The organism is Vibrio sp. SCP2, assembly GCF_059295395.1.
This window is the reverse complement of record NZ_JCAFVV010000001.1, coordinates 1-14,642: the sequence shown is the minus strand read 5'-3', so window position 1 is coordinate 14,642 and position 14,642 is coordinate 1. Positions and strand designations below refer to the sequence as shown.

Here is a 14,642-nt window from a genome sequence, read left to right as displayed (position 1 = left end):
CCATAGAAGTTAAACTTACTAAAGTGTCTACTAAACGTGGGATACTCGGAAACATAACGCCCTGCTAAGTGGCTGACAACATACCACAAAACGTAAACAAGACACCGTAAACACAGAGCAAACTTTGAAGTAAATTCGCCGAGCGTTGGCAGTCCGTCTTAAGCAGATTGTTATGAGTACTTAGTTTGAATCTCCTTCAAAAGGCTCAATACAGACTGTTCTATAAGTGGTTCAAGGTCTGTAAACCCGAATTCTGGTTTAATATGAATGATTGAGTTCAAACGTAGGAGACCTCTAATATATCCGCTCCAACAAAGCTTGTTTGTTGAACGCAATGTTTCAATTGTCTCACCGCTAGCCAAAGAAATAACATCAAGCTCGATTGTTACTAGAGGACGCCAACCTAAGATTGCTCCGAAGCCAAACAATAACGTCCCTCTTCGATGAAATGGCACACGAACAGCTAGAGCGATATCGTTTTCTGCGAAACTATCTTCAGGTACCGAACCCAATGGCAATATTTCTACAAGCTTGAAGCGAATATCATCAGTTAAACTGACACTATCTGATGACATTGAATATTCATCTATGACTTTTAGAAGATCTCTTCTAGGTGCAACTTTTATTGAATCTAAATATACAGCCACTTAAACTCCTGTGTACTCATAACGCCCAATTAAGGGGTGAACAACGCCTCCACCCAAACCTAACGCATTGTACCATAAGCACTAAATTTGAAGTAGAAGCAAAAGTGCCAAGCGTTGTGAATCCCTCTTAAATTGATTGTTATAGCTATTCTAACGACCGCAGATATTCAATTAGCCGCGATAATAAAAAGAGCACTAATAGTACTCCCATGATAGAGGAGATATTACTTTTCCAATCAGACGGCGGTGAGTAATGTCTGTCGTAAATCAAGTCTCCCTGATGCATTATTTTTGTAACAGTATACTTATCGTCGAACAACTCTGATTCAATGTAATAAACCTCAACATCCCGAAAAGCCAACTTAGCACCTTGGTAAGGGTTAAATAAGTGTTCAACATCTTTATAATATCGACCAGCTATGTACCTTTTACTGCCATCAGTACCCACCATCAACTCATAATAAGGATCTACATGTCTTGAACCTGGGTGAAATTTCAGTTGCAATATGCTGCCTGTTATTGTCTGCTCATTCTCTACTGTATCCCCTTGATCCAATAAAAGAACAGAAGTCAGAACTAGTAATACAAGTAAGACTACAAGAACGGTAACAGCGATATATTCTTTAATCTTTTTTACCAATGAGCCTCTCCTTGAGATAGCTATAACGCCAAATTAAGGTGTGAACAACGCTACCACCTTACCTAACGCATTGTGCCATAAACACTAAACTGGCTTGGAGTGAAAGCGCCGAGCGTTGTGAATCACTCTTAAATTTATTGTTAGCTGAATTTCTTAAGGTTAGCTTCTAACTGCTCTCGTAAGCCTTGATTCTCTTGCTGAATCCAATATTCCACTATTTGGCTTTCACTGACTCGGTACACTGCACTTCCTACTGTAGAAAGTTTTAAACCTGTCGGTTCATAACCATAAATGACTCCCTCATGACGACCGTCTTGACGCCAACGTACGTAGACCTTTTGACCTTGAACTAAAAACTCTTCTATTGTGAGGTCAAAAGCACCGTAAGCTTCTAGAAATTCTTCAACGTGTTCACGATAGTTTTCAGGAGTTCTCTCAATTGCTTCCGAGACTCCGGAAACAACCTGATGCGCTACAACTACTGGGGCTAGATACTTGTTAACTAAGTCTGGATTTTTTCCAGACCTTACTTGTTCAATAAAACCTCTAACCACTTCTTCCACTGACATCAATTATTCCTTCTATTCTGCTAACGCCGCGTTAAGTGGTGAGCAACGCACCACCAAACTCAATAAAACCACCTTAAACACCGCACCACAATTTGCAACTAAAACCGCCCAGCGTTGCGAGTCCGTCTTGAACGCTTTGTTAATAAAGTAGTTTCCGCAAGCGCGAGACTCAAACAAGCCACTAAACTCACCACAACGAATCAGCCTTGTATTTACTGGCTGCTGACGCACCTTACTTTCCTGAAACCCAAACTCAGCGAATACTGAACCAAAGGTTACAAAGAACGAGCCACCCACCGAAGTTACGGACAGTTAATTGCCACTACGATGAGCTTTTGAGAGCGAAGGTGGTTGTTGGCATATTAGCGCTTTCAACGATTTAAAATGGCATTTACAGCAAAGAAATTGCCAGACCAAAAGCGCATTACTCATTGGATTAAGGCAACTAACCCAACTGCAAATGAGCAACTACTTACCATAAAAGCCATTCGTTAACAGCAGCTTATTAACGCCGCGTTAAGTAGTGAGCAACGCCAGCCACCCAGCCTAAACCATTGCACCTTAAACACTTACCCCAACTTAGAATGCAAAATGCCAAGCGTTGGGAATCTGCCTTAAACGCCTTGTTATGTGGTGGTGACCGCTACCGAATTAATATTATGATTTACGTTCTCTTGTACAGAAACAAGATATTTCTTTGTTATCGAGGATAACAAGTAACTTTGATCATGTTTTTCAAAAAGTGATAAAACTTCAATGATTAGATTAATACACTCACCCGGTGTGAAAAATGACTCTGGATTTGAGTACTTTCCGATCTGTGTACTTTTATGATGAACCCAATGCCTACGAAGTAGATTTAGAGCTTGCAATTTAGAGTACAAATCGCTTTTTTCAACATCCGATTGGTTCAAGTATGATTCAGCCAAATAGACAAAACGAGCTAAAGGTTGCTTATGCTCATTCTCTGACTTGTTCTTTGACTCTTTTTCTACATAGTAATCGTAGTAAAATGCTTCAAGAGTCATTGCAGTAAATGTTTGAGCGATTAAATACCTATTATTCCAGCTTGGACATTCTCTCTCGAGTAGCTCTTGATTAAGAGGTTGACCACCATATTTCCTGTATAAAAACTTGAAATCTTCGACTTTCTCAAGCTCCTGAGTTACAACGACTTTAAGGAGTCTATCAAGGTTTGATGCTCGTATTTGTTTGAGCTCTCCATCTATTTCTTTAAGCATAAAAAACATCCTTTACTTATGATGTTAACGCTGACAGTTGAGTAACCACATAACGCCTTGCTAACAAGCGACAACGCGATGCTACTTAACTTAAATATTGTGCCATAAACACGGAGTTGAAGTTGCGACTGAAGTCGCCAAGCGTTAGGAGTCTTTGTTAAGCAATTTGTTATGTATGATTTTCCAAAATACGAATATGATTCTCGAGATTTATTTTTTCAAACCCTGGGAGTTCAAGTTGAGTACCAAAACTTTCTCCCGAATTGCCAATGATAGACACTGAGATAACAATTGGTGAAGATTTTCTAGTGTACTTAAGCCAACGGCGTATAGTTTTATCAACAGAACGCGAGTAATCTAGCTCCCTACCTGACAATACACGCTCAACAAAATGAGTACCAAATGGTAAACCAACAGTATTCAGTGAAAACTGTATGTCTCTGTTCTGTTTTAGAAAATTGGCATCTATAACTGCCGCATGAACATCTTCTCTATACGGAGTGAAGCTATTACCATCCCAAAAAGGCCAATCATCGCGTCCAACCGAACAACCTTCCTTGCTATAAATTAAATAGTTTAACTTTGGTGTATGAGTAACCAATCTTCTTAGTTGGTGGGTGCAAAATGAAGGGAATCTTTTTACACTGCGTCTGTCATTACTTGAAGCTTTTGCTTCATAGAAAGCTACTCCAGAAATTGGGGCAGAATAACTTGAGAACCTTCTGGTGATTATGAAAGCTATGTCTCCATGAAATTTTTCCGCATTACCTGTCAGTTTGTAAGCTTCGAAGTCGAATGCGCAGTCAGTCAACTCACCCATGAGCTCCGGAACTTTATAGGTTGACAAAATATGCCTAATACTTTCAATAATTTTGAAGCTTATCAGGTTTTCATTCCAGTCTACATCTGGGCACCTTTTAATCAAATTATCAGCAGATTCTTGAACTCGTTTCGCTATGCTGTATGGAGTGCTACCTAGATCAAAATCTTCCCTATCATCGACCTCTTTCTCTAGTTCGATATCAAACTCAGAATAATCGATCTTTGCCATGAAGTTGCCTCATTGCTGATTTATATTGATACATAACGCCCTGCTAAGTGGCTGACAACGTGACCACCGCACTCAACTAAACCACCGTAAACACTACACCTGACTTGGACTAAAATCGCCCCGCGTTGGCAGTCCGTCTTGAGCAGATTGTTAGCTGCTACGAAGAAGGTTGAGTTTTTCACCCAAATGCCTAATTTGAAATACATTATTAGTTTCGAATGACAATGTAAATTAGGCAGCTCAAAAACCAAAAGACTATTGATGAAATAGGCTTGGCAGAGAATGCGTTCGAAGAAGCCAACTACCAAGTACGCAAAACTGATTTAACCACGGCAGTATTTCAACACCCAAGAAGCCGCACCAAAGAACTAGACAGACACACCACTTCAGTAAGCTGACTTTGGTTGATTCAAGCACTGGTCGAACAGTGCCACTGGCGAGATAGTTTGCACCCAAGGACCATCAAGTGTGAAGCCAGAGCCCCGCATTCATGAGCACTTAAGCCCTTAGTTTCTTTAAACACTAGCTAACGCCCTGCTAAGTGGCTAGCAACGCAAACCACGATACTAAACCTTACCACCGTAAACACTATACCTGACTAGAACCAAAATCGCCGAGCGTTGATAGTCCGCCTTGAGCAGTTTGTTAGCTGCTACGCAGAAAGTTGCGATTTTCACCCAAGTTCCTAATTTGAAGTACATTATTGGTTTTGAATGACAATGTACATAGGACAGCTCTCAAACCAAAACACAATTGATGAAGCATGCTTGGCAGAGAATGCTTTCGAAGAAGTTACAAGCCCAGTGCGATAAGCAGATTCTGTCACACCGATCTTTCAACACCCAAGAGGCCACACCAAAGAACTAAACAGACGCACCACTTCAGTATGCTGACTTTGGTTGATTCAACCACTTAACGAACAGTGCCACTGGCGAGATAGTTTGTACCTGAGGACTATCAAGTGTGAAGCTAGAGCCCCGTATTCATAAGCACTTAAGCCCTTAGTTTCTTCAAATACTAGCTAACGCCCTGCTAAGTGGCTAGCAACGCTTACCACGATACTAAAAATCACCACCGTAAACACCATACCCGATTAGAACTAAAAGTGCCCGCGTTGGTAGTCCGCCTTAAGCAGCTTGTTAGTTTTCCGGTTCAGTAAACTTCAAGATACCCTTGTAATTATTTACAACAATATCGATAGAATTATCGTCGTGATAAACTCGATATAGCTTCCCATTTTCACCATCATTCACATTGATAAAGTATGGATCACCAGAGCCACACAAACAGCAAGCGACAGCTATGTACCCAGATTTAACGACGTCAATACCCGGATAATAATTGCTAGTTTCATCGTCAATCTCCGAGCGAGCAAAGACCTTAAAATCAGCACCTAACCCAGACAAATCAAAATCATCTGGGATCTCAAATGACTTATTGCTCAAATTGTTCTTGGATATAAAATCTAACCAATAATCAGGAATATTTATCACTGCAAACTCCAAAAGAAAACTAACGCCAAATTAAGGTGTGAACAACGCTAACACCTTACCTAAAGCATTGTGCCATAAACACGAAACTTGCTTGAAGTGAAAGCGCCGAGCGTTGTGAATCACTCTTAAATTTATTGTTATATTTCAGTGCGCTATAGGTAATTTGGGCTTGCGCACCTACTAATTTGCTCTTTTCACCGGAGTTTCACCAGATCATCAGTAAGTTAAACTTAAAAGAGCGGTGGTTCTCCCAAAACATGGCAACACATTTTGAAAGTTGCTTAAATTGACTACTAATTTTTTTGATAATTTTCATACCCATAAGCTCTCCCTCCTTAGTCTGACTAGTTAAAAACCCCACAATTTCCGCTAAGAGAAACTGCACCACAAAAACAGGTGGATTTGACGCAAAGTAAATCGAGGCTGCCATCATCAGTCTCAGGAGACCACCACTGAGAGACGTATTCACGTTTCGGCTTTCGACTTGAGTTTTAACATTATAACGTACTGAACTAAAAAGAAATATAACGCCCTGTTAAGGTGTGAGCAACGCAATACCGATGCTTCCGCATACCACCTTAAACACTAAACGCAACGCATAGCAAAAATGCCACGCGTTGCGAATCACTCTTAAACAGATTGTTATGTATGTTATTGCGCTGCCCAAGCTTCCCAAGACAGTTCTGACCAACCTCCCATTGGACGCATTGGACGCATAGGTCTCATCGGGCGCATAGGCCTCATTGGGCGCATCGGTCTCATAGATCTCATTGCTCGCATAGGTCGCATAGGACGAGCCATTCCTTCGATAGGTAAATCAGGGTTCCAAGCAAGTGGTCGCCCTGCTTGATCCAAGCACGTAGATCCAACAACTGGGCCTAACCAATTACCTGTTTGTGCAGACCAAGCATGTTCATTAGATATGTAAGCCACCCAATTCATGTCTACATCAAAAATATGTTGATCGGGATTCATCCAACCTACCAAGTTGGAGTTTTGGTCAAATAAAGCAATCATGATTTAAACCTCTAAAATAATAACCACTTAATAGATGGGGGCTAATACTAATAAATCAACATATTGCATATGCTATATCGACATACATAACGCCCTGTTAAGGTGTGAGCAACGCAATACCGATGCCACCGCATACCACCTTAAACACTAAACGCAACGCATAGTAATTATGCCACGCGTTGCGAATCACTCTTAAACAGTTTGTTAAGCAACAACAAGACGCTTGACCGCGCAAAATATATGGCACACAATACCATTAAATTAAATTCTAGGGCTATACAACATGAGTTTTTTCGCTTCTTTGGCAGCAGATCTTGTCACAAACGTTTTATCAGATGAGAAAACACGGAATGAACTGATTCAAGGTGGAAAGAATATATTCTCTTCAATTTTTGATGAAGACGAAAATGGCGAGCTTAGTGAGAATGAACTAGATAATTATATTTACGCAGAAATGTGTGATGTAGCAATGTTAGGTCATGTAGCTATTATTTCAGAAGAAGCTAGCCAGTTTGTTGAAGACTACGCAATGGGGCTAATCGATGGTAAATTTGATGAAGATGGTACTTTCACATGTGAGTTCATCGCAAACAATGAACTATCCGCTCGCAAGCTAAAGAAAATGCTTAGTGAGGCTTTCGACGAGCCCGATTCCATCGCAGACATTAGTGAATTTTCTGAGCACTTCGAATTAGAAGAGCACTACTACCGCATGGCAGCTCGATTAGTAATGTTTAACGCCGTCGAGCGAGACGAACCTAATCAACAAGAGTTATCATTTCTTTCGAATACAGCAAAAACTTTTGGCCTATCAAGACTAGAAGTAAGCTCGATTAATCGTGAATTGCTAGTAGAAGCAGAGGAATGGAAAAAAGAAAACGACTAAATTAGCTACATGAAATGGCTAGTTTACGAGCTAGCCGTTTTGCTTAACGCCGCGTTAAGTGGTGAACAACGCAAACCACTAAACCTAAGCCATTGTACCTTAAACACTTAAGCTAAATTGAACTGAAATCGCCAAGCGTTGTGAATCCGTCTTAAACGCCTTGTTAGGCGAAGTTTTCTAGCAATGTGTAAGTTGTTTTGAAAGCAGATTACCTGAAACAAAATGAGCAACCAAACACCCACTGACTTTTTGTGATTCAAGAACCATAAAAGCCACTATGTTTCAGCCGAAATTTCAACAACCACGAAATAAAGACTTTCAGCGATCAAGTCGATTTTGAGGAAGCGAGACGTAAAGCTGCAAACTTAAAGCGAGAACAAAAGCCTCAATTGACTTGTCCTTTCCACACTTTAAGCCCGCGAGATTCACAACCAACCGACTGTGAAAACCAATGAGGCAACTCGCGAACCTTGGTATGTTTTACGGCCAGAGAGATTCCAGAATTTGAGTAGACAATCCTGAATTGCCGACTTAGAAAAACGAATTGTCAAAGGAAACTAAGAAGATGAGAACAAAGAACTTTCCTGCCCGTCGCCTAACGCCTGCTTAAGCGGCTGCCAATGCACAACACTCAAACAGACCACCGTAATCACTAAAGCCAATTCGAACCAAAAATGCCATAGGTTGGCAGTCCGACTTTAAGCACTTGTTAGCATTCGGTATCGAGCGACGTCAAAACCATACATATCTTGCCTATCAACAAACTCAAAACCAAACTGTTCATAAAAATTACGCAGACGCTCTCTATCACCATGACAGTCACACCGTAGCCATTCACAGTTTAGTCTTTCTGCGAGTGACCGGATTTCAGATAGAGCTAATGAACCCAACCCCTTAGAACTAAAAGAATTGGTAATAGCTAGCTTGTGGAAAAACATGCTATTTGACGGTGCTGGCAAATCTTTCCAAAAGTCATCAAGCCCAAAGGATATAAACACACACCCTACAAACTCACCACCATGTTGAAGTAAATACAAACTATCTAAAGAGTAGGACTTTTTGAGTGAGGATATCTGTACTTGATCGTTAGTCCACAGTGGCACATTACGAGCATTACACCGTTCAACAACTTCAAGTAAAATATTCGAGGCCAACTCCCAGTGTGCTTCTTCTGAAGCTTTGCACAATTCCATTTATCCTCCACGTAGAATGCTAACGCCCAGTTAAGTAGTGAGTAACACACTGACCAAGCCTCTGCAAACCGCCTAAAACACCAAACACACCGCATAGTAAACTCGCCGAGCGTTACGAATCTGCTTGAACTGTTTGTTATGTTTTACCACAAACACATGATTTACTTGAGAAAGAACTGATATTTCTAACTGGTTTTCTGAACCAAGCCACAACGTAAGAACTGACTTGACCACCAAAGGCGACCAACCTAAAACCAGTAAGTCCACTTCCCTACCCAATGAGGCAACCCGACCAAGAAACAACAAGCACCCTGTCTTTCCAACCAAAGCGCAAAACAATGTTGAATTGCCGAGGCAACTGCCAAGCTGAAATGCTAATTGGCTAAGAACCTAAAAGCGACTTTGAGCCAGTAAAATGAAAAGCCGACCGCCAAGACCTGACAATGAAGCAACCCGCGAACATTGACATGTTTTACGGGCTGAGTGATTCAAGAACTTAGGCCGACAATGCGGATTTGCTGAGTCTACTAGGGACGAATTGCCAGAGGGACAAAGAACTTCAGCCTAAGACCTTTAAGCCCTTGAAATACACGTAAACATAACGCCAAATTAAGGTGTGAACAACGCTAACCACCCTACCTAAAGCATTGTGCCATAAACACTAAACTGGCTTGAAGTGAAAGCGCCGAGCGTTGTGAATCACTCTTAAATTTATTGTTATGTTTTACCACAAACACATGATTTGCTTGAGAAAGAACTGCTATTTCTAACTAGTTTTCTGAAGCAAACCACAAGGTAAGAACCAACTTGGCTACCAAAGGCGATTAGCCAAAAACGTGTAATTCCACTTCCCTGCCCAATGAGGCAACCCAACGAACTTTCAACAAGCGCCCTTTCCTTCCAACCAAAGCGAAAGACAATGGCAAATTGCCGAGGCAACTGCCAAGCCAAAATGCTAATTGACTAATAACCTAAAAGCGACTTTGAGCCAGTTAAACAAGAGGCCAACCGCCACGACCTGACAATGAAGCAACCCACGAACATTGGCATGTTTTACGGGGTGAGAGATTCAAGAACTTAGACCGACAATGCGGATTTGCTGAGTCTACCAGGGACGAATTGCCAGAGGGACCAATGAACTAAAGCCCAAGACCTTTAAGCCTTTGAATTTCAAGTAAACATAACGCCAAATTAAGTAGTGAGTAACGCTACCACCCACCTAAACCATTGTGCCGTAATCACTTCAGCCGATTCAAACTAAAAATGCCAAGCGTTACGAATCTGCTTAAATTTATTGTTATGTAAATATTATCGGCTACCGAGATAGTAGCCCAGTAACAAAGATGCAATTGTAAACAAAGCGGTCAATACGCTGAAGTTTTCAGACTTTGAGTTTATATAGAGAGTTAAGCAACCAAAAAATAGTGCAAAGAACATCGCTGAAATATCTGCGACACTTCCAACATCTTCAGCTCCCTTAAAGTCCAAAACAACGACTCCAAGTAACCCCAATAGAGACATAAAGAAGAATGCTTTCAAGAAAAACCTTCTTAAAAGCTCATCTGGGTCTATAAGCTTACTTTTTTTACCTTTTTGACCTTTAAGGATCTCCACGATCTCTTTATCTGATTCCGTAAACGCCATAATTCTCCCATTTACATAACGCCCTGCTAAGTGGCTAGCAACGCATACCATCATACTAAACCTAACCGTCGTAAACGCTGAACCAGACTAGAACCAAAATTGCCGAGCGTTGATAGTCCGCCTTAAGCAGATTGTTATACAAATCACTTATAAATCTGTCCAGACTCAACGACTCTTTCAATACTTTTGAGCTCTATATTGATTTCATTTAGCGCCTCTAGACGTTTTGGAGTGAGCCAGTTTGGTTCTTCGGTTACAAACTTGGGATCATCTGAAATAGGCATCCAAGTTGGATCTGTGAAAGAAGGGGCTATGATTGGAGCTACATTATTAACAGAAGGCAAGAGTTTATCTATATTCTTTGCTCTTTCGGCTACATAAGATAGTTCATTCCGTTTTTGAGTAACTTGAGCTTGTAACGATTCCAACTCACCTTGTGTAGCTTGTTTGGTAAAGTAATACGTCGTCATGGCACCGAAAGCCACTCCAGTCAAAGAGCCCATCACCGACCAAAGTTTGATTGCTTGTTCTATATTGTGTTTATAAATCGTGAGAGCCATTAGCATGAAAACACCAGCTAATATTGCTAGGGAAATAATCGTAGTTTCTGTCATACATCCTCCATGATGTGCTGTATTTGTATAACGCCGCGTTAAGTGGTGAGCAACGACAATCACCAAACCTAAACCGTTGTACCTTAAACACTTAAGCAAACTTGAACTGAAATCGCCAAGCGTTGTGAATCCGTCTTAAACGCTTTGTTAACTGTATTGCACCTCCATCACAAAAAGGGTGCATATTGAATAGGCAACGGTATGATTAGCACTATTAAAAACTAAAAAGTGCTCATATGGAACAGCTATCTTTTTTCGCAGTCCCAAGCCCTTGCGTAGGTATTTGCACAGTAGATGAAAAAGGCTACTGCAAAGGTTGTATGAGGAAAAGAGAAGAAAGGTTTAACTGGCTCAACTTAACTAACGAAAGGAAGCTTCAAGTTATCGAGCAATGCCGCCAAAGGTATTTGCGGAAAATTAGGAGTGGGAAACACTATAAAGATAATGATGAACAAACATTTGAAGCTCAAAATGATGATTTATTCAGCCAGCTAAAAGACATTGTAGATCAAGGCAAGGTTGAGATTGATTCTGATGTTAGGGAAGAGCTGGATAAAACAATCTTTCAAGGTAAAAGTGCAGCTAGCCTGTCAGACAAAGCTCTTGATACGATATTGTGGCTACTGAAAAACTTTTTCTTACCTTTTTTCGTTTCGTGTATTGCTACGGTTTATATGGAGCAGTCAGACTTTGTCCGAGAACTTTTTTTAAAGGCATCTACTAGCAGAGAAATTAAAAGTGAGGTTAGGAAACAAACATTCGACAACACGCAGAAAAACTTACGAGTCATTATCGGAGACAACCTTAATTTTCGTGAAGGGCCAGCCAAAAAGCACAACACATTGGGGCTCCTAAATATTGGCGATGTAGTAGAAGTAATAGATAGCACGCACAACAGCTGGCTTTACGTGCGAGTTGTAATAGATGATGAAGTTTTAACCGGTTGGATATATCGGCGATATACCAAAAAGCTTAATTATATGGTTAATTAAAATACAGTTAACGCCGCGTTAAGTGGTGAGCAACGCAGACCACCAAACCTAAACCATTGTGCCGTAAACACTAAAGCCGAATCAAACCAAAACTGCCGAGCGTTGGGAATCCGTCTTAAACGCTTTGTTATACGCATTACTCGAACTCGTATGCAACGGTCCCATCAGATCTGATGAACACAGTTACAACTTCTGGTGTATTACCGTCCTTAGCGTTTAATTTCATTAACTCATGCGCTGCATTAGGTGGACCAAAAACATTGTTTGTTTGGAATTTAATCCATTCGTTGTCAGTGAGCTTGGCTTCGTACAATGACTGTTTTTGAGTACGTCCATCATTCGTTGTCACTGAGTATTTTGCGATTATATGTTGCCAACCTTCCGGTGCGTCAACAGTTACATTTTCGTATATGAAGACTAACAAGTCTTGAGAATTGTAATTATTAGACATAACAAAATTACTCCAGAGTAAAAGAAGTAAAACTAATGTATTTTTGAGCACAATTTTCTCCTATGCGTATAACGCCCTGTTAAGGGGTGAGCAACGCAATACCGAAGTCGCCGCATACCGCCTTAAACACTAAAACCAACGCATGATGAAAATGCCACGCGTTGCGAATCCCTCTTGAACAGTTTGTTAGGCAAATTTTTACCATTTCCAGTTTCTTCGTTTATCTCGTGTTCTCAGCCATAAGAAAATGTCCAAAACAACAACTAAAACTACACATGTAAAAGCCAGCATATTATGACTTTGGTGTGTTAAGCCAGGAACTGAAACCAAAGAATGCGTTGAACCAAACTCGCCTGAATCTGAGAAAAATATTGGGAACAGTATTAATAAAGCATTCGAAAGCCCCCCAATACACGAATTTAGTTCCCTTTCTTGGTAGTCAACCCAGTAATGCGTGACAAGGTGAAATATTGCAAGAGCTATCCAAATTGGGAAAAGCCGATAGAAGATAAACACCGTCCCCCAACCGTTGCTGGTCATTTTTAGCGCTATCGCCACGACTAAAGCTGCGAAGGCAACGTTCAGACCATTTTCTTTGAGTAATTTTTGGTTATCCATTTACATGAACCTAAGCTCAATAACTTTAAGCTTAGCATGAGAAATGAGTGTGAATTTGCCTAACGCCAAATTAAGGTGTGAACAACGCAAACACCTTACCTAAAGCATTGTGCCATAAACACTCAACTGACATGAAGTGAGAGCACCAAGCGTTGTGAATCACTCTTAAATTTATTGTTATATGCACGCCTTAAACATCACACTTCCATACCTGTAATGGAACAACGCTAGATTTCAATTAAACAAAAGCTTACATTGAGCACAATTATTGCTCGATTAAGGATTTCAAACTAATGCTAATGAAGATGCTGACGTTACTTAAACAATCTATTGTTCTATTTTGGGTCATGTTGATAATAAGTTTTGTAGTCAACTATTCAGGCGTTCACAATGAAATGGCATTTATAATTTTAGGCGTATCTTTTTTCATATCTGCAGTCATTACTTGGTTATTGCCGCTAATAATCGTACTAGCTCACAGTGAAGTAGAGAGAAAAGGAACGATACTATTCCTCTCACTAGGCTTCCCCGTCTTCGGTGGAATAATTAGCTATTTGATTTTAATTAAGCAGGTTAGAACGACGATAATGTAAGTACGAACCTCTTGTGCATATAACGCCCAATTAAGTAGTGAGCAACGCTACCACCTTACCTAAACCATTGTGCCGTAAACACCTATACTGATTCAAACCGAGAGTACCAAGCGTTGCGAATCTACTTGAATTTATTGTTAGGCAAATGTTTCGCCCGGTTCCTTGGGATTGGAACCGTATTCATTACTTCCTTCGTTTCCGTCAGTTGCTGCGAATATGATAAGCACTATCAATCCAATTAATGGGATCAGCCCAATTAAAACCCACCAGCCTGTGCGACCAATATCGTGCAGCCTACGAACAGTAACAGCTATGCCTGGAATTAAAACTGCCAACCCGTAAATAGTACCGATAAATGCAGTACCTAAGAAGCCATCAGCAAGACCCAAGATGAAAGAAAAAATGAGGTTAAACAAAAAGAACATCCAGTATTCCTTTCGTCTAGCCCTTCCACTAAAAACTGCATACTTCTTTAAAACAGCCAAATACCAATCCATTTTATTTCCTCTGTTAGTTATAAACACCGTTGTTAGAAACTTATTCACCACCTAAGCTAATTGCAACACTTATTGCATACGATTCGTCACCATAAACGGTTTTGATCATTGATTTTACTTCACTTTCTAGTTTGCTTACTGTCACGTTATTTAACGAGCTATCTTGGTAAACAACCGTAATACCAGTTAATTCACCATTATGGATATTCCAACTTGTTTCCGCCTTAGCACCGAGCCTCTTGACGCTTAACTCATTAAACTGCTTTTCTTTATTGTCCATATCTTGAAACGCTTCAAAAGGCGAACATGCTGCAATACTAATAAACAAAAGCGAACTTAAAGTTATTTTCAAAATTGTCATTGAAGATCCTAAGGAAATTTTGCCTAACGCCCTGTTAAGGTGTGAGCAACGCAATACAGAAGCCGCTGCAAACCACCTTAATCACTAAAATCAACGCATAGTAAAAATGCCACGCGTTGCGAATCACTCTTAAAC

General features: G+C 40.4%; 18 protein-coding genes, 1 other RNA gene and 1 pseudogene. 3 read left to right on the top strand and 17 right to left on the bottom strand.

Going from position 1 to position 14,642, the window contains the following annotated elements; genetic code table 11:
• Positions 1-170: 170 nt before the first annotated feature.
• The 10 genes from AC5O63_RS00100 to AC5O63_RS00055 form a co-directional block, all read right to left on the bottom strand.
• Positions 171-647 carry a hypothetical protein gene (locus AC5O63_RS00100; RefSeq protein ID WP_494503449.1) on the bottom strand — a complete coding sequence of 159 codons (477 nt, stop codon included), beginning with the start codon at positions 645-647 and terminating at the stop codon, positions 171-173.
• Positions 648-792: 145 nt separating this feature from the next.
• Entirely contained in the window at positions 793-1,287 is a 495-nt protein-coding gene (locus AC5O63_RS00095; protein WP_171748338.1) for a hypothetical protein, read from the bottom strand.
• A 140-nt stretch (positions 1,288-1,427) separates the two neighbouring features.
• On the bottom strand, positions 1,428-1,856 hold the full coding sequence (locus tag AC5O63_RS00090) for an ester cyclase (RefSeq protein WP_494503448.1): 429 nt from the start codon (positions 1,854-1,856) through the stop codon (positions 1,428-1,430).
• Between the two features lie 12 nt (positions 1,857-1,868).
• Entirely contained in the window at positions 1,869-2,087 is a 219-nt protein-coding gene (locus tag AC5O63_RS00085) for a hypothetical protein (protein WP_494503447.1), read from the bottom strand.
• Between the two features lie 395 nt (positions 2,088-2,482).
• Positions 2,483-3,097, bottom strand: a complete 615-nt coding sequence (locus AC5O63_RS00080; protein WP_494503446.1) for a hypothetical protein — start codon at positions 3,095-3,097, stop codon at positions 2,483-2,485.
• Positions 3,098-3,266: 169 nt separating this feature from the next.
• Positions 3,267-4,148, bottom strand: a complete 882-nt coding sequence (locus AC5O63_RS00075) for a hypothetical protein (protein ID WP_494503445.1) — start codon at positions 4,146-4,148, stop codon at positions 3,267-3,269.
• A 20-nt stretch (positions 4,149-4,168) separates the two neighbouring features.
• Complete coding sequence (locus AC5O63_RS00070) at positions 4,169-4,330, bottom strand: hypothetical protein (RefSeq protein ID WP_494503444.1); 162 nt, start codon at positions 4,328-4,330, stop codon at positions 4,169-4,171.
• A gap of 957 nt (positions 4,331-5,287) precedes the next feature.
• Positions 5,288-5,641 carry a hypothetical protein gene (locus AC5O63_RS00065; protein ID WP_494503443.1) on the bottom strand — a complete coding sequence of 118 codons (354 nt, stop codon included), beginning with the start codon at positions 5,639-5,641 and terminating at the stop codon, positions 5,288-5,290.
• 417 nt (positions 5,642-6,058) lie between these two features.
• Positions 6,059-6,119: hammerhead ribozyme type II (locus AC5O63_RS00060), an RNA gene on the bottom strand.
• Positions 6,120-6,292: 173 nt separating this feature from the next.
• Positions 6,293-6,658, bottom strand: a complete 366-nt coding sequence (locus AC5O63_RS00055) for a 4-fold beta flower protein (protein WP_494503442.1) — start codon at positions 6,656-6,658, stop codon at positions 6,293-6,295.
• A gap of 283 nt (positions 6,659-6,941) precedes the next feature.
• Here AC5O63_RS00055 and AC5O63_RS00050 point away from each other — a divergent pair, with 283 nt between their 5' ends.
• Complete coding sequence (locus tag AC5O63_RS00050) at positions 6,942-7,544, top strand: hypothetical protein (RefSeq protein ID WP_494503441.1); 603 nt, start codon at positions 6,942-6,944, stop codon at positions 7,542-7,544.
• A gap of 698 nt (positions 7,545-8,242) precedes the next feature.
• Here AC5O63_RS00050 and AC5O63_RS00045 read toward each other — a convergent pair.
• The 3 genes from AC5O63_RS00045 to AC5O63_RS00035 form a co-directional block, all read right to left on the bottom strand.
• Positions 8,243-8,737: a GNAT family N-acetyltransferase gene (locus AC5O63_RS00045; protein WP_494503440.1), complete on the bottom strand. Its 495-nt coding sequence runs from the start codon at positions 8,735-8,737 to the stop codon at positions 8,243-8,245.
• A gap of 1,308 nt (positions 8,738-10,045) precedes the next feature.
• On the bottom strand, positions 10,046-10,381 hold the full coding sequence (locus AC5O63_RS00040; RefSeq protein WP_494503439.1) for a hypothetical protein: 336 nt from the start codon (positions 10,379-10,381) through the stop codon (positions 10,046-10,048).
• Between the two features lie 143 nt (positions 10,382-10,524).
• Positions 10,525-10,995, bottom strand: a complete 471-nt coding sequence (locus AC5O63_RS00035; protein WP_494503438.1) for a hypothetical protein — start codon at positions 10,993-10,995, stop codon at positions 10,525-10,527.
• Positions 10,996-11,231: 236 nt separating this feature from the next.
• Here AC5O63_RS00035 and AC5O63_RS00030 point away from each other — a divergent pair.
• Positions 11,232-11,471: pseudogene (locus tag AC5O63_RS00030) on the top strand (DUF1289 domain-containing protein); the annotation flags it as partial.
• Positions 11,472-11,669: 198 nt separating this feature from the next.
• On the top strand, positions 11,670-11,987 hold the full coding sequence (locus AC5O63_RS00025) for an SH3 domain-containing protein (protein WP_494504549.1): 318 nt from the start codon (positions 11,670-11,672) through the stop codon (positions 11,985-11,987).
• 136 nt (positions 11,988-12,123) lie between these two features.
• Here AC5O63_RS00025 and AC5O63_RS00020 read toward each other — a convergent pair whose 3' ends face one another.
• The 4 genes from AC5O63_RS00020 to AC5O63_RS00005 form a co-directional block, all read right to left on the bottom strand.
• Positions 12,124-12,489: a hypothetical protein gene (locus tag AC5O63_RS00020; RefSeq protein ID WP_494503437.1), complete on the bottom strand. Its 366-nt coding sequence runs from the start codon at positions 12,487-12,489 to the stop codon at positions 12,124-12,126.
• A 147-nt stretch (positions 12,490-12,636) separates the two neighbouring features.
• Positions 12,637-13,056: a hypothetical protein gene (locus tag AC5O63_RS00015; RefSeq protein ID WP_494503436.1), complete on the bottom strand. Its 420-nt coding sequence runs from the start codon at positions 13,054-13,056 to the stop codon at positions 12,637-12,639.
• Between the two features lie 730 nt (positions 13,057-13,786).
• Positions 13,787-14,146, bottom strand: a complete 360-nt coding sequence (locus AC5O63_RS00010; protein ID WP_239824577.1) for a DUF805 domain-containing protein — start codon at positions 14,144-14,146, stop codon at positions 13,787-13,789.
• Positions 14,147-14,186: 40 nt separating this feature from the next.
• Positions 14,187-14,507 (bottom strand): hypothetical protein, encoded by a 321-nt coding sequence (locus AC5O63_RS00005; protein ID WP_494503435.1) that lies wholly within the window; start codon positions 14,505-14,507, stop codon positions 14,187-14,189.
• Between the last annotated feature and the right edge of the window lie 135 nt (positions 14,508-14,642).

Excerpts from the sequence above, each read along its gene's own strand:
- AC5O63_RS00090 (WP_494503448.1), bottom strand. The coding sequence starts at position 1,856 with ATGTCAGTGGAAGAAGTGGTTAGAGGTTTTATTGAACAAGTAAGGTCT.
- AC5O63_RS00080 (WP_494503446.1), bottom strand. The coding sequence starts at position 3,097 with ATGCTTAAAGAAATAGATGGAGAGCTCAAACAAATACGAGCATCAAAC.
- AC5O63_RS00075 (WP_494503445.1), bottom strand. The coding sequence starts at position 4,148 with ATGGCAAAGATCGATTATTCTGAGTTTGATATCGAACTAGAGAAAGAG.
- AC5O63_RS00055 (WP_494503442.1), bottom strand. The coding sequence starts at position 6,658 with ATGATTGCTTTATTTGACCAAAACTCCAACTTGGTAGGTTGGATGAAT.
- AC5O63_RS00050 (WP_494503441.1), top strand. The coding sequence starts at position 6,942 with ATGAGTTTTTTCGCTTCTTTGGCAGCAGATCTTGTCACAAACGTTTTA.
- AC5O63_RS00045 (WP_494503440.1), bottom strand. The coding sequence starts at position 8,737 with ATGGAATTGTGCAAAGCTTCAGAAGAAGCACACTGGGAGTTGGCCTCG.
- AC5O63_RS00040 (WP_494503439.1), bottom strand. The coding sequence starts at position 10,381 with ATGGCGTTTACGGAATCAGATAAAGAGATCGTGGAGATCCTTAAAGGT.
- AC5O63_RS00035 (WP_494503438.1), bottom strand. The coding sequence starts at position 10,995 with ATGACAGAAACTACGATTATTTCCCTAGCAATATTAGCTGGTGTTTTC.
- AC5O63_RS00025 (WP_494504549.1), top strand. The coding sequence starts at position 11,670 with ATGGAGCAGTCAGACTTTGTCCGAGAACTTTTTTTAAAGGCATCTACT.
- AC5O63_RS00015 (WP_494503436.1), bottom strand. The coding sequence starts at position 13,056 with ATGGATAACCAAAAATTACTCAAAGAAAATGGTCTGAACGTTGCCTTC.
- AC5O63_RS00010 (WP_239824577.1), bottom strand. The coding sequence starts at position 14,146 with ATGGATTGGTATTTGGCTGTTTTAAAGAAGTATGCAGTTTTTAGTGGA.
- AC5O63_RS00005 (WP_494503435.1), bottom strand. The coding sequence starts at position 14,507 with ATGACAATTTTGAAAATAACTTTAAGTTCGCTTTTGTTTATTAGTATT.